The organism is Yoonia sp., from assembly GCF_014859355.1.
In the GTDB taxonomy this organism is placed as follows: Bacteria; Pseudomonadota; Alphaproteobacteria; order Rhodobacterales; family Rhodobacteraceae; genus Yoonia.
Map to the genome: position 1 here is coordinate 1 of NZ_JACUUJ010000006.1, position 14,111 is coordinate 14,111.

The 14,111-nt window shown below is 58.1% G+C and carries 16 protein-coding genes; 4 read left to right on the forward strand and 12 right to left on the reverse strand.

The genetic code is table 11. The features are described 5' to 3' along the window. The first annotated feature begins 110 nt into the window (after positions 1-110). Positions 111-896 (forward strand): ion transporter, encoded by a 786-nt coding sequence (locus IBX59_RS03790; protein WP_296372573.1) that lies wholly within the window; start codon positions 111-113, stop codon positions 894-896. On the opposite strand, the gene dxs is transcribed toward IBX59_RS03790, so the two are convergent. The 6 genes from dxs to IBX59_RS03820 form a co-directional block, all read right to left on the reverse strand. Continuing rightward, entirely contained in the window at positions 893-2,806 is a 1,914-nt protein-coding gene (gene dxs, locus IBX59_RS03795; RefSeq protein ID WP_296372575.1) for a 1-deoxy-D-xylulose-5-phosphate synthase, read from the reverse strand. The two genes, IBX59_RS03790 and dxs, sit on opposite strands and share 4 nt — an antisense overlap. A gap of 14 nt (positions 2,807-2,820) precedes the next feature. Then, positions 2,821-3,702: a polyprenyl synthetase family protein gene (locus IBX59_RS03800; protein ID WP_296372577.1), complete on the reverse strand. Its 882-nt coding sequence runs from the start codon at positions 3,700-3,702 to the stop codon at positions 2,821-2,823. Continuing rightward, complete coding sequence (locus tag IBX59_RS03805) at positions 3,695-3,928, reverse strand: exodeoxyribonuclease VII small subunit (RefSeq protein WP_296372579.1); 234 nt, start codon at positions 3,926-3,928, stop codon at positions 3,695-3,697. Before IBX59_RS03805 ends, IBX59_RS03800 begins: the two co-directional genes overlap by 8 nt. Beyond that, a complete protein-coding gene (locus tag IBX59_RS03810) occupies positions 3,925-4,848 on the reverse strand; it encodes a histone deacetylase family protein (protein WP_296372581.1) in 924 nt (307 codons plus the stop codon). The genes IBX59_RS03805 and IBX59_RS03810 overlap by 4 nt, the downstream gene beginning before the upstream one ends. A gap of 78 nt (positions 4,849-4,926) precedes the next feature. Then, a complete protein-coding gene (locus IBX59_RS03815; protein WP_296372584.1) occupies positions 4,927-5,628 on the reverse strand; it encodes a response regulator in 702 nt (233 codons plus the stop codon). After that, the gene (locus tag IBX59_RS03820) at positions 5,625-6,131 is read right to left on the reverse strand and encodes a MarR family transcriptional regulator (RefSeq protein WP_296372586.1); all 507 of its coding nucleotides are present in this window, start codon (positions 6,129-6,131) and stop codon (positions 5,625-5,627) included. The genes IBX59_RS03815 and IBX59_RS03820 overlap by 4 nt, the downstream gene beginning before the upstream one ends. A gap of 147 nt (positions 6,132-6,278) precedes the next feature. On the opposite strand from IBX59_RS03820, the gene IBX59_RS03825 reads away from it, so the two are divergent. Continuing rightward, positions 6,279-7,148 carry a branched-chain amino acid aminotransferase gene (locus IBX59_RS03825; protein WP_296372588.1) on the forward strand — a complete coding sequence of 290 codons (870 nt, stop codon included), beginning with the start codon at positions 6,279-6,281 and terminating at the stop codon, positions 7,146-7,148. A 113-nt stretch (positions 7,149-7,261) separates the two neighbouring features. Here IBX59_RS03825 and IBX59_RS03830 read toward each other — a convergent pair whose 3' ends face one another. After that, the gene (locus tag IBX59_RS03830; protein WP_296372589.1) at positions 7,262-7,444 is read right to left on the reverse strand and encodes a hypothetical protein; all 183 of its coding nucleotides are present in this window, start codon (positions 7,442-7,444) and stop codon (positions 7,262-7,264) included. A gap of 259 nt (positions 7,445-7,703) precedes the next feature. Here IBX59_RS03830 and IBX59_RS03835 point away from each other — a divergent pair, with 259 nt between their 5' ends. Next, positions 7,704-8,273, forward strand: coding sequence for a hypothetical protein (locus IBX59_RS03835; protein WP_296372591.1), 570 nt, complete (start codon positions 7,704-7,706; stop codon positions 8,271-8,273). Here the strand turns inward: IBX59_RS03835 and IBX59_RS03840 are convergent. Beyond that, complete coding sequence (locus IBX59_RS03840) at positions 8,270-9,190, reverse strand: DMT family transporter (RefSeq protein WP_296372593.1); 921 nt, start codon at positions 9,188-9,190, stop codon at positions 8,270-8,272. The two genes, IBX59_RS03835 and IBX59_RS03840, sit on opposite strands and share 4 nt — an antisense overlap. A 114-nt stretch (positions 9,191-9,304) precedes the next feature. Between IBX59_RS03840 and IBX59_RS03845 the strand changes: the two genes are divergently transcribed. Beyond that, the gene (locus IBX59_RS03845) at positions 9,305-10,330 is read left to right on the forward strand and encodes a fatty acid desaturase (RefSeq protein ID WP_296372595.1); all 1,026 of its coding nucleotides are present in this window, start codon (positions 9,305-9,307) and stop codon (positions 10,328-10,330) included. 4 nt (positions 10,331-10,334) lie between these two features. On the opposite strand, the gene IBX59_RS03850 is transcribed toward IBX59_RS03845, so the two are convergent. The 4 genes from IBX59_RS03850 to mtgA all read right to left on the reverse strand — a co-directional run bounded on the left by IBX59_RS03850 (position 10,335) and on the right by mtgA (position 14,082). Then, positions 10,335-11,492: a PQQ-dependent sugar dehydrogenase gene (locus IBX59_RS03850; RefSeq protein ID WP_296372597.1), complete on the reverse strand. Its 1,158-nt coding sequence runs from the start codon at positions 11,490-11,492 to the stop codon at positions 10,335-10,337. Continuing rightward, positions 11,489-12,535 (reverse strand): tRNA epoxyqueuosine(34) reductase QueG, encoded by a 1,047-nt coding sequence (gene queG / locus IBX59_RS03855; RefSeq protein WP_296372598.1) that lies wholly within the window; start codon positions 12,533-12,535, stop codon positions 11,489-11,491. Before queG ends, IBX59_RS03850 begins: the two co-directional genes overlap by 4 nt. Before the next feature lie 42 nt (positions 12,536-12,577). Next, entirely contained in the window at positions 12,578-13,243 is a 666-nt protein-coding gene (locus tag IBX59_RS03860) for a glutathione S-transferase family protein (RefSeq protein ID WP_296372600.1), read from the reverse strand. Positions 13,244-13,305: 62 nt separating this feature from the next. After that, the gene (gene mtgA / locus IBX59_RS03865) at positions 13,306-14,082 is read right to left on the reverse strand and encodes a monofunctional biosynthetic peptidoglycan transglycosylase (RefSeq protein ID WP_296372602.1); all 777 of its coding nucleotides are present in this window, start codon (positions 14,080-14,082) and stop codon (positions 13,306-13,308) included. Positions 14,083-14,111: the final 29 nt, after the last annotated feature.

Below are 14,111 nucleotides of genomic sequence, written 5' to 3' on the forward strand. Positions count from 1 at the left end.
ATGCAGACAAGCAACCGTTAAGGTAAAGACCAACCTCGCTGCGGCAACGCCCCTTGCCGCCACGCGCCAAACGCCTCATATCGCGGGGCATGGAAACACAGGGCCGCAACATGACACTTCGCCAGAAAACCAACCGGATTCTCGAAACGGCATGGACCCGCAATTTCATCATAGGGGTCATCGTTTTCAACGCGATTATTCTGGGCATGGAAACATCGCAAAGCATCATGTCGCGCGCTGGCGCATTGATCATCTTTCTTGATCGGTTGTGCCTTGCGATTTTCGTGACCGAACTGGCCGCCAAGATGTTTGCCCAAGGCGGCCAGTTTTTCCGCCGCGGCTGGAACATTTTCGATTTCGTTATCGTGGGTGTTGCGCTGGTCCCCGGCAATGGCGGTTTGTCCGTGCTGCGCGCACTGCGTATCCTGCGGGTGCTGCGCGTGATTTCCGTGGTGCCATCCCTACGACGCGTGGTCGAAGGTTTCGTGACCGCCCTGCCCGGCATGGGGTCGGTGTTTCTGCTGATGGGGATCGTGTTCTACATCGGCGCGGTCATGGCGACCAAACTGTTTGGCGACACCTTCCCCGAATGGTTCGGCACCTTGGGGGCATCGGGCTATTCGCTGTTCCAGATCATGACGCTCGAAAGCTGGTCAATGGGTATCGTCCGCCCCGTGATGGAAGTTTACCCCTACGCCTGGGCGTTTTTCATCCCCTTCATCATGATGACGACCTTCGCGGTGGTGAACCTACTGGTCGGTCTGATCGTCAATTCCATGCAGGACGCCCACGCCGAAGAAAGCAACATCGCCACCGACGCCTATCGCGACGAGGTGCTGGCGAAACTGGCTGCGATCGAGAAGCGGTTGGATGAGAGGGCAAAAGGCGGGCGCTAGGCCGTTTTTGTGCCAATCTGCGCAATCCCCAGCACATCCAGCACTTTCGCCTCGATATGCTCTGCATTCATCCCCGCCACGTCATACATCGCCTTGGGGCTAGCCTGATCAATAAACGTATCGGGCAGCACCATAGAGCGGAATTTCAGCCCGTGATCGAACACGCCTTCGTCGGCCAGCAGTTGCGCCACATGTGACCCGAACCCACCCACAGCGCCTTCTTCTATCGTGATCAGCGCCTCGTGATCGGCGGCCAGCTGCAGTATCATGTCGCGGTCCAGCGGTTTTGCGAAACGGGCATCGGCCACGGTTGGTTTGATCCCCTTTGCGCCCAGCGTCTCGCAGGCGGCCAGCACCTCGGCCAAGCGGGTGCCAAACGACAGGATCGCCACGCGCGCGCCTTCGCGGATCATCCGGCCCTTACCAATTTCCAGCGGCTGCGCATCTTCGGGAATTTCGACACCCACGCCTTCCCCGCGGGGAAAGCGAAACGCAATCGGTCCCTCGTCATGCGCCGCTGCCGTGGCAACCATGCGCACCAGTTCCGCCTCGTCCGCGGCAGCCATGACGACGAAACCGGGCAGATTTGAAAGAAAAGCCACGTCAAAAGACCCCGCGTGGGTCGCCCCATCGGCCCCCACCAGCCCTGCGCGGTCAATCGCGAAACGCACGGGCAGACGCTGTATTGCCACATCATGCACAACCTGATCGTAACCGCGTTGCAGAAATGTTGAATACAGCGCGCAAAACGGGCGCAGCCCGCCCGCCGCCATGCCCGCGCTAAACGTTACCGCGTGCTGTTCTGCAATACCTACGTCAAAACAGCGGCTGGCATAGCGCGCCATGAATTTATCCAGCCCGGTGCCGTCCGGCATGGCCGCTGTGACCGCCACGATTTTCGGATCGTCAGCGGCATGTTTGATCAAAGCCTCGGCAAAGACAGCTGTGTAAGACGGCGCATTGCTGGGTGTTTTTTTCTGTTTGCCAGTGACAACATCAAACTTGGCCGTGGCATGCCCCTTGTCGCGCGCACCCTCGGCGGGGCCATAGCCTTTGCCCTTTTTCGTGATTGCATGAATCAAAATGGGGCCATCGGCGCGGGCCTTGACAGTGCGCAACACCGACAAAAGCTGGTCCATGTCATGCCCGTCAATTGGCCCGACATAGGAAAAGCCCAGTTCCTCGAACATGGTCCCGCCCACGGTCATGTGTTTCAGCATATCCTTGGCGCGCTTTGCGCCTTCGCGGAACGGGGGCGGCAGCAGCGACACCGCGCCCTTGGCCGCCGCCTTGAATTCCTGAAAAGGTGCGCCGGCATATAGCCGCGACAAATAGGCCGACATCGCACCGGTTGGCGGGGCAATCGACATTTCATTGTCGTTCAGGATCACGATCAGCCGCTTGCCCAGATGACCCGCGTTGTTCATCGCCTCGTAAGCCATGCCGGCCGACATCGCACCATCACCGATCACGGCAATCGCATCGCCACCCCCCGCACCAAGATCGCGCGCCACAACAAAGCCGAGTGCTGCCGAAATAGACGTGCTGGAATGGGCCGCGCCGAATGGGTCATAGGGGCTTTCGGATCGTTTGGTGAACCCGCTCAGCCCCCCTTCCATGCGCAGGGTGCGGATACGGTCGCGCCTGCCGGTCAGGATTTTGTGCGGATAACACTGGTGCGACACATCCCAGATGATCTTGTCCTTGGGCGCATCAAATACGGCGTGCAGCGCCACGGTCAGTTCGACAACACCCAGCCCCGCCCCCAGATGCCCGCCGGTTTCAGACACCGCCGCAATGGTTTCGGTGCGCAGATCGTCGGCCAGATGGCGCAACTCGTCATCTGACATCGCTTTCATGTCCGCAGGTGTATGAACCCGGTCAAGGGTGGGTGTCTTGGATTGGTCCATCTCCTGCGGCCTTCTTAGTATGTCCGCGCAATCACAAAGCGCGCGGCGTCTTTCATTGTTTCTGCGTCGTCACCATAGACAGATAGCGCATCGCAGGCCTCTTGCACCAGTTCTGCCGCGCGACTTTTCGCCCCGTCAAGGCCCAGCAGCGACACGAACGTTGCCTTGCCCGCCGCCGCATCCTTGCCCACGGCCTTGCCCACAGCAGTGGCATCGCCGGTCACATCCAGCACGTCATCCCAAATCTGAAACGCCAGACCCAGCGCGCGCCCATAAATGGCCATGGGTTCGCGCGCCGCGTCTGCCATGTGCGGCCCAACCAGCGCCGACCAAGAAATCAGCGCGCCGGTCTTGCCCGCCTGTAATGCGATGATCTGCTCAAGGCTCAGCGGGGCATCCGCCGTTTCCGCCGCAATATCAGACGCCTGCCCACCGACCATGCCACGCACGCCCGCTGCATGGGCCAGCGTCATGACCAGATGCAGCTTGGCGCGATCGGCACATTCTACCTGCGTCAGCAATTCAAACGCCAGGGCCTGCAATCCATCACCGGCCAGAACGGCGGTCGCCTGATCCCACTTTACATGAACGGTCGGCCGCCCGCGCCGCAGATCATCGTCATCCATGCATGGCAGATCATCATGGATCAGCGAATAGGCGTGAATACATTCGATCGCTGCCGCCGCGCCCGCAGCCGCCACCGGGCTGATACCATGCAGTCGCGCTGTTTCAAGCGCCAAAAAGGCCCGCAAACCCTTGCCCCCGGCAACCGCATAAAGCATTGCCTCGGGAACAATACCGTCCAGCCCGCTTAATGCAAAACCGATGCGCGCTTCGGCCACTTGCGATGCTTGCGCCAATGACTGTTGCAGCCCAAGGCCTAGCGTATCACGCATCAAGCGGGGCCGTTCCTTTGGGTTCACCATTCTCGCCCAATGTGATCTTGGCGACCTTTTCCTCGGCCTCTTTCAACTTCGCTGCACAGCGCGCTTTCAATGCAGCGCCCCGTTCATAAAGCGCGATACTTTCTTCCAGCGCGACATCACCCCGCTCCAACTGGCCGACCACCGCCTCCAATTCCTTCATGGCGTCTTCAAAGCTCATTTCATCAACGTCGCTCATCGGCCTCTTTCCTCCAGAACTTTCACATGCGCCGCCGCAGAGGCGCCCAGCGCCCCAAGGTCATAACCACCTTCCAGCGCGGACACAACGCGGCCCTGACAATGGATATCTGCCAGATCACAAAGTTTTCCAGTCACCCATGCAAAATCATCAGGCGTCAGGTTCATGCTTGCCAAAGGATCATCGCGATGCGCATCGAACCCGGCGGAAATCAGCAAAAGCTGCGGCGCGAAATCATCGACACGGGGCAAAACCAACCGTTTCATCACATCGCGAAACACCTTTGATCCGGTGCCTGCGGGCAGGGGCACGTTCAGCACATTACCCACGCCGGTTTCATCCGCCGCCCCCGTGCCGGGATACAACGGCGACTGATGCGTCGAACAAAACAGGATGCGCGGGTCGTCTTCAACCTGATCCTGCGTGCCGTTGCCGTGATGCACGTCGAAATCAACGATCGCGACCCGTTTCAGCCCGTGATGGTCTAGCGCATGTTTCGCCCCGATGGCCACATTGCCAAAGAAACAAAACCCCATCGCCGTTTCGCGTTCTGCATGGTGTCCAGGCGGGCGGACGGCGGCAAAGGCATTGGCCGCTTCGCCACCCAACACCATATCAACCGCGCGCACCATGCCACCAACAGCGCGAAACGCCGCTTGCAATGTGCCAACTGACATATGCGTGTCCGCATCCAAAGACCGCCAGCCCAATGCTGGGGCCGCCGAACGGATCGCGGCCAGATGCGCCCTTGGATGGCAACGCAGAATATCGTCATCGGCGGCCAACGGTGCCTTGACGCGCAGCAGGTCCAACCCTTCAAGCGCACCCAGAACCGCATCAAGCCGGGCCACCTGTTCAGGATGACCGGGCGGCGTGACGTGGTTCAGACAATCTTTATGCGTCACCAATGCCGTCGTCATCGCCGGACATCCCCCTGTCATTCCAAATGCCCCGCTTCTTCCGAGCATGAATATCCCCGCCGGAGGCAGGCGCACCAATCATTCAGGGGCCAGCATATACCCCGCACCGCGAACCGTTTGCAAATAGCGCGGTTGCTTTGGGTCTGTTTCGATCTTGCGTCGCAGTCGGGTAATCTGCACATCCACCGCACGTTCCTGCGTTTGCTCGCCTGAACGGCTCAACTCCTCGACCAGAAGTGCGCGGGTGACAGGTTCTCCTGGGCGGCCAGAGAAAATACGCATCAAATGGCTTTCGGTGGCTGTCAGCCGAATAATTTCATCGCCCTGCCACATTTCACCGCGTGCAATATCATAGCGGATGGGGCCAAGGTTCAGCACTTTGGGTGCGATGACCACGGGTTCAGCAGCAGGCATCCGGCGCAGGATTGCGTTGATGCGTAACAACAATTCCTTCGGCTCGAAGGGCTTTGACAAGTAATCGTCCGCGCCGGCTTCCAGCCCTGAAATGCGGTCACCGGTTTCGCCCTTGGCGGTCAACAACATGATCGGGGTTGTAATGGTCTGGCGCAGGTCGCGGCACAGCGCGATACCGTCTTCGCCCGGCATCATCACGTCCAGCACGATCAGATCAAATTCCAGCCCCGACAAAACCCGCCTGGCATGGGCGGCATCACGTGCTGTGCTTACCAGAAATCCGCTGCGGATCAGAAACTTTTGCAGCAGGCCGCGAATGCGTTCATCATCATCTACGATCAACAGGTGGGCATCATCTGCGCTCATTCCGGTTTGTCCTTCATCGCTTCGTATTGACGGCGTGTTTCGTCGTCCATCATCGCCTCCAACACCTGCCGGAAACCGGCCACCGCTGCGGGGCCAGCGGCGCGGTAAGCGCTGCGCATCCGGTCACGCTGTGCATTGGACAGCTCGCGTTCCAGCGCAGCACCTTTTGGGGTCAGATGCAAAAGCCGCTCACGCTTGTCCTGCTTCCCAACGGTGCTTGTTACCAAATCGTCTTCGATCAATGCGCGCAAGACACGATTCAGCGATTGCTTTGTAACGCCAAGAATTGACAAGAGATTGTTCACAGTCGTTCCCGGGCTGCGGTGGATAAAGTGCAGTGCACGGTGATGCGCGCGTCCATAGCCCTGTTCGGCAAGGATCCGATCAGGATCGGCGGTAAACCCGCGATAGGCGAAAAACATCGCCTCGATCCCTTTGCGCAACTGTTCATCTGTCAAAAACAGCAGGCTTTGCCCCATCTGCGGCTGCAAACCTTCGGCCATCAGGTGTCTCCTTCAATTCTGCCATGACAATAAGTCAGCTTTATTGACATTCCAAGAATCAACTGTTAGCGATTTACCTCAGATACGCAATATTATGTCTACTTTTGACCATAACGCGTAATAAATGCAAATCCAGAGAGGAACACGATGGCTGGTGCATACGACGACAGAGACGGCAAAATCTGGATGGATGGCCAATTGATCGATTGGCGTAGCGCCAAGGTCCATATCCTGACCCATGCAATGCACTATGCGTCTTCCGTATTCGAGGGCGAGCGGTGCTACAACGGTAAGATCTTTAAATCACGCGCTCATTCCGAACGGCTGATCCAGTCAGGCAAGCTGATCGATTTTGACATCCCCTATACCGTCGATGAAATCGAAGCCGCCAAAACCGCCGCTCTTGAAGCGAATGGTCTGAAAGATGCCTATGTGCGCCCCCTGGCATGGCGTGGTTCCGGCGAAGACATGGGCGTTGCGGCTGCACGCAACCCGGTGCATCTGGCTGTCGCCGTATGGGAATGGGGCAATTACTACGGCGACGCAAAAACGCGCGGCGCCAAGCTGGACATCGCCAAATGGAAGCGCCCAAGCCCTGAAACGGCCCCGTCACAGGCCAAGGCGGCGGGCCTTTACATGATTGCCACAATGTCCAAACACGCCGCCGAAGCAAAGGGATGTTCAGACGCCATGATGTTTGACTATCGCGGATATGTGGCTGAAGCGACAGGTGCCAATATCTTTTTCGTCAAGGACGGCGAAGTGCATACGCCAAAGCCAGATGCATTCTTGAACGGGCTGACCCGGCAAACGGTTATCGGGATGCTGCAAGCGCATGATATAAAGGTCCATGAACGCGTGATCATGCCCGATGAACTGGAAGGTTTCCAGCAATGCTGGCTGACCGGCACCGCCGCCGAAGTGACACCAGTGGGCCAGATCGGCGACTATCATTTCGAAGTCGGCCAGATGACAAAAGATATTTCGGCCGAATACGAAAAACTGGTGCGGTCCTGATACAGAATACCCGTCCGATTGATCGGACGGGTATCGCCTTAAACTGGCAAGCGATTCGTCAGACGCCATTCACCAGCCCCAAAATGGCCGGGCCAGCCAATCATGGCGCAATTTTATTGATGCGCCAACCGCAGGAAATGCATGACGCGGGGTGCCTGCGTGCGCATGCGCGGACGTCGCTGTAACGCGACACTGGCCTTGCTGGGCATGGCACTCAGTTTGATCGCAAACATCCAACCCGGCGCACTGTCACGCGGCAAGGTGGCCCGATCCAGTTTATGCTTTTGAATATGCATATCTTCCTCCCTTTCGGTCTGTCATCATAGCACAATGCGCACGAACTTTTTCTGAAAAATGGCCTGTATACGCCCACACAATGCCACAAATCACCGATATTTGATGATTGTCCGGCATCAACTTTGAAGTGTTTTTTAGATTAAGGTTTGATCTCTGGCATGTGACTGTGTGATTACCTTTGTTTAACGAGTGTTTGTTTTTATGTCCCATCCAACCGCCGAAACGCCGCGTGCGTATCAGGATTCGCCTGCGTCATCGATGTCGACGTTATTACGTATCCTGAAATCCGCACCCCAAGACCTTTGGCTTGACACGATTCGTCGTGCCAAACCGCGCGTCCATGACGAATTGGTCTTTTGGATGCTGAACCAGACAGAATGTGATTTTGCTGTCGCAGCACATGCATTCTATCACAGTGATCCTGCCCATTATCTGGATGACCCGCGCCCGTTGCCGCCGCACCCGGCACCCGGCCAGACCTTTGCCCAAGTTCTGATCAACTGGGACAAAGGTTATTACCGCACCCACAAACTGCAACTGGAACTGCGCGATGTTCATCCGCGCACCGTCGCCGGGCTCAATCAAAAATCAATGGCGCGGCCGCGTGGGTCGCTGCCTTTTGCAATTCCGGCCCGGTTTTTGGACCCTTGGGGCGGCAAACCCATTGCCCTTCCGCCCTATTTGTCGCCCGATGACGCCATTCATCTCTGGCCGATCTATGCTGCACTGCAACTGCGCGTGCCAGATGATCCCCCAGGCCTGCCGCGCCAGATTGCCAAAGCCCGCAAGGCCATTGGGCTGTTCAGCTTTCGCACACGCCGGTCCTAAGACCCTGTTCCACCTGTTGCCTTGCGTTGCTGGGCACGCTGCAAACCCAACTGGCGTTCGCGCCAGATGATCAGAACCCCTGCGGCAATTACAATCCCCGCACCAACCAGCATGGTGCGGGTCGGCACCTCGTCAAAGACGAAATACCCGATGATCAGCGCCAGGATCATAGAAGAATAATCAAACGGCGCCACCAATGACGCATCGGCGAAACGATAGCTGGAGGTCAGGAAAATCTGCCCGACGCCCCCTGCCAACCCGGCCATGATCAGCAGCGCGGCCATTTGCCATGATGGCACCGCCCAACCCCATGGCAGTGTCAACAAAGACAACAAAGACGACGTGACCGTAAACCAGAACACGATTGCGGCTGTTGTTTCGGTCGCGACCAGTTTGCGCACAAAAACCTGCGCAAGCGCCGCCAAAACCGCGCCCATCAGAACGACAACCGCCCCCAGGGTTTCAGATGAATCGAGCGATGCCCCCACCGACAACCGTGGCGACAACACAATCAGCACCCCCACCATGCCCAGCGCGACGGCCCCCAGACGAAAGGCCCGCACGTTCTCGTTCAGGAACATCGCCGCAAAAACCACAACCAGCAGCGGCGCTGCATAGCCGATGGCCGTCACTTCGGGTAGCGGCAACAGGCCAAGGCCGGCAAACCCCAACCCCATTGCGCAGGTGCCCACCAACCCACGCCAGACATGACCCATCGGGTTGTGCACTTTCCAGCCGTGGCGCAATTCGCCCCGAATGGCCAGCCAACCCAGGATCACCGGCAATGCGAAAAACGATCGAAAGAACACCGCCTGCCCCGGTGGCACCACATCGGACGCAGCCTTGATCAGGCTGGCCATCGCCATGAACATGCAAACAGACATGACCTTGAACAGGATGCCGCGCAACGGTTGCATTTTTTTCCTTTGTTCAGGCGGGTGCGACGATAAAGCTGGTGCAGTGAAACCTTTTTCGCTTGCGACTTCCAGCGCGAACGTGTCGGGTAGACAAAATCGAGCAAGAAGAAGTGTATGAACGAAAATACCCAAGAGCCGTCAAACATGTCACCCCGCGACTGGGTGCAGGTTCTGGCAAAATATCGCGAACCAAGCAATCTTCGAAGCAGCTTTGAATTAGGTGTCAGCCTTGTGCCCTTTGTGGTGCTATGGGTGCTGGCCTGCTGGATTGCGCAATACAGTTACCTTGGCGCGTTTCTGATGTCTGCGTTGAACGGGCTTTTCCTGCTGCGACTGTTCTGTATCCAGCATGATTGCGGGCATGGCTCGTTTTTCGGCAACCGCACCGTCAGCGATTGGATCGGGCGGGGATTGGGCGTTGTCACACTGACCCCTTATGATGTCTGGCGGCGCACCCATTCGATCCACCATAGCCATGCGGGTGACCTCGACAAACGCGGTATCGGTGATGTGATGACCCTCACTGTCGAGGAATATCATCAAAAGACGCCGTTTGGCCGTTTTCTTTACCGCGCTTACCGGCATCCGCTGGTGATGTTCGGGCTGGGGCCGACCTATCTGTTCTTCTTGCAAAACCGCCTGCCAACGGGGCTGATGAAACAAGGGCACAAATACTGGATCAGCGCGATGGGCACCAATGCCGCCATCGCCATCATCCTGGCCATGATTGTCTGGCTCGGGGGCTGGCAGGCGCTGTTTCTTGTATTTTTACCAACAACGTTGATCGCGGCTTCGATCGGGGTCTGGCTTTTCTATGTCCAGCACCAATTCGAAACGACCCATTGGGAACAAGCCCCGGACTGGCAGTTGCACGACGCCGCACTGCACGGCAGTTCGCACTATGACCTACCACCTATCCTGCGCTGGTTTTCCGCCAATATCGGCATCCACCATGTGCATCACCTTTATGCCCGTATCCCGTTCTATCGGCTACCCGAGGTGCTGCGCGACCATCAAGAGCTTGTCGAATGTAGCCGCATGACCCTGATCCAAAGCTTTAAATGCGCCAGCCTTGACCTGTGGGATGCAAAATCGCGGCGGTTGGTGTCATTCGCAACCGCACGCCGCAGTGCCGCCTGATATGTTAACCGGGCGTCACCCGCAAAACCTCGCCACGGCCTGAATCAATCAGCACCAGCACAGATCCGTCAGGCAAAACGGCAACGTCACGCACCCTGCCAACATCGGTCAGTAACCGCTCTTCGCCCACGATGCGCCCGTTGGCCAATTTCAGCCGAACAAGCGCACCGGGGTTCAGCGACCCGATCAACAGATCCCCGTGCCACGACGCATAATCACCATCATAAAACGCCATGCCCCCCGGGGCGATCACCGGATCCCAGTAATACACCGGTTCTTCAAATTCCGGCGCGCGCGCTTGCCCCGCACCCACGTCGGACCCACGATAATTGATGCCATAGCTAACCAACGGCCAGCCGTAATTCCCACCTGCTACGGGCTGGTTCAGCTCGTCCCCGCCGCGCGGGCCATGTTCAACGATCCAAAGCGCACCATCAGGGCCAATCGCGGCCCCCTGAATATTGCGATGCCCCAGCGACCAGATCTGATCAATGCCATCCCGCCCGACAAACGGGTTATCAGCCGGTGCTGTGCCATCCGCACGGACACGGATCACCTTACCATGCGTCGTCGCGATATCCTGCACCAATGTCCCGCTATCGCCCGCCCCCCTGTCACCCGTGCTGATCCAGACGGCGCCATCATCCATTGGAATGATGCGGCTGCCAAAATGCCGCCCACCGCGCACCGGCGGATCCTGCACAAAAATATCCTGCACGTCGCGCAAATGGCCATCCGGCCCCAAAGTACCACGCGCTGCCGCCGTGGCAGCCCCACCGCGCAGAGGTTTGGCATAGGTCCAAAAGACCGTGCGATCCTGCGCAAAAGATGGCGACACAGCCACATCCAGCAATCCACCTTGCCCGTTATCAAACACCTCAGGCAAACCCATTATCGGGGCGCTCAGGCTGCCATCTGCATGGATAACGCGCATACGGCCCGGGCGTTCCGTGACCAGAAACTGTCCGTCGGGCATAGGCGCAATCCCCCAAGGGTTTTCCAACCCTGCGGCAAAGACTGACACAGTCACAGGGGTCTGCGCCATAGCAGGCGCGCGCGTCTGTTCTACAAATGCGGGTGCAAAACCGGCATTGGGCGGTCCCTGTGGCACCTCGGCCCATACCAGTGACGGAACCATTATCACAGCAAGGATACGGATCATTTATTTACCTCCTTTAACCGGGAGATAGCCCAGCGCGCCGCGTCCGCCACCGCCGGATCCAGGTCCTCAAGCAAAGGTGAAACAGCTTTGATCAACGCACAATTCCCTGAATTGCCGATGGCATAAACCACGTTGCGCACAAAACGGTCGCGCCCGATCCGCTTGATCGGTGACCCGGAAAACCGGGCACGAAATGCGGCATCATCCAATCCCGCCAAATCCGCCAAAGGCGGGGCAAGCAAATCGTTTCGCGCGGCATAGCGCGCATCACGTGCAGTCACCGCAAATTTATTCCATGGACAAACCGCCAGACAATCGTCGCAGCCATAAATACGGTTGCCCATCAACGCTCGCAGTTCCAAGTCTACCGGACCTTTGTGTTCGATTGTCAGATAGGAAATGCAGCGCCGCGCATCCAGTTGGTAGGGCGCAGGAAAGGCATTTGTCGGACAGACATCCAGACATGCCGTGCAAGACCCGCAATGGCTGACCTCGGCATCATCCGGTTCCAGCTCCAGCGTGGTGAAAATCGCGCCCAGAAAAAACCACGACCCCAGATCGCGGCCCAGCAGGTTGGTGTGCTTGCCCTGCCATCCCAATCCCGCCGCCTGTGCCAGCGGTTTTTCCATGACGGGCGCCGTATCGACAAAAACCTTGATCTCGGCGCCGGTTTGTTCGACCAGCCAGCGCCCGACATGCTTAAGCCGCTTTTTGACGACATCATGATAATCGCGGCCCTGCGCATAAACGCTGATCGCGGCCCGATCCTTTTGTGCCAAAACCGCCAATGGGTCATGATCCGGCGTATATGTTTCTGCCAGCATGATCACGGATCGCGCGTCAGGCCACAAGGCTGTTGGATCACCCCGCCAGCCCGTCCGTTCGGCCATCCAATCCATCTGCCCGTGCATCCCCGCCGCCACAAAAGCTGCCAACCGATCCGCCATTTCCGGCACCGCATCGGGGCGACACACCCCAACCTTGGCAAAGCCTGCGTGTCGCGCAAAGGCCTGAACCTGCGCCTTTATGCTTCTTTTGTTCATAAATACCTCGGGGGAGGCCCGCAGGGCCGGGGGCAGCGCCCCCTAAAAATCCAGGTCAGCATATTGCGCCGAGGGCTGAAAACCGGGCACCTCATCCGCCAGCAATGACCGGAACGCCGGACGCGATTTGATCTTTGCATACCAATCCTTGACCACCTCGTGCCGGTTCCAGTCCACGTCACTGGTGTAATCAAGGCATGACAGCTGCGCGGCGGCCGCAAAATCAGCCATCGTCATTTCGTTTCCGGCCAACCACCGGCGCTGGTCCAGCAGATAGGCCATATAATCCAGATGGTATTTGATGGCCCGCGCGCCCGCCTTGACGTTGGCACTGTCAGGATATCCGGTGCCCATTACCTTGCGGTAAACACGCTCTCCAATCAGTTTGCTTGTGACTTCGTGATAAAACTTGTCATCAAACCACCCCACCAGCCGGCGGGCCTCATACCGGCCTTCGGGGTCGCGCGGAAACAGCGGCGGGGTCGGAAATGTTTCATCAAGATATTCACAGATAGCTGTGCTTTCTGACATGATCCGGTTGCCCATACGCAGCACCGGCACCTTGCCTGCAGGGTTGCGACGCAAAAAATCGGTGCCTTGTTCCCAATATCGTTCTTCGACCAATCCGACCTCGATCTTTTTTTCCGCAAGGCACAGTCGGACTTTACGCGAAAACGGGGATAGCGGATAATGATACAGGGTGTTCATGGCCAGCTCTCTGATGGGTTTATCCTTCAATGCCGCAAGGGCGTGTCAGGATCAATGGGGCGTCAGCGTTGAAAGCAGGCCGCGCGGCCATCCGCTGCTATTGTCGCGGCGCCGCTCATGATGGCGCGGGTGCGGTTGCGGGTAAAGGTACTGGGATTTGACGCAGACCGCGCCTTTGGCGCAGGCAGGATCGCGGCCAGCCTTGCGGCTTGTAGCGCAGACAGATCAGCCGCATCAACCCCGAAGTAATGGCGCGCCGCAGCTTGCACGCCAAAGACGCCTTCGTCAAATTCGGCCACGTTCAGATAAAGCTCAAGGATCCTGCGCTTGCTCCACACCGCTTCGGTCAGCGGGGTCCAAATCGCCTCGATCGCTTTGCGCGCCCAGCTGCGCCCATGCCATAGAAACACGTTTTTGACGACCTGCTGGCTGATCGTAGAAGCCCCCCCGCGCCCGCGATCCATGGCATCGCGGATGGCGTTCACATCCAGCCCCCAATGCAGGCAAAAGTTTGCATCCTCGGCGGCGACAACTGACCGCGCCATGACCGGCGCAATCTGTTCCATGCCAACCCATGTCTGGTCTACAGCGCCCAGACGGCGGCTTTCGGAAAACATGTAAGGTGTCGTGGGCGGATTGACGACCGCGTAAAAAAGCGGCGCAACCACCACAAAGCCAAAGATAGATACGGCCCCCCAAAGCACCGTGCGGCGCAAGATTTGCGCGGCTTTTTGAAACGGTGTTTGTTTTCGCTCTGCACGTGTCTTTTTACGCGCGGCGGATTTGCTGGGTCGCGCTTTTTTCGAGTCTGTTTTCTGCGGTCTGCTGTGTTCGGCCATTTGGCACATAAGCCATGCACAGGGCGAAC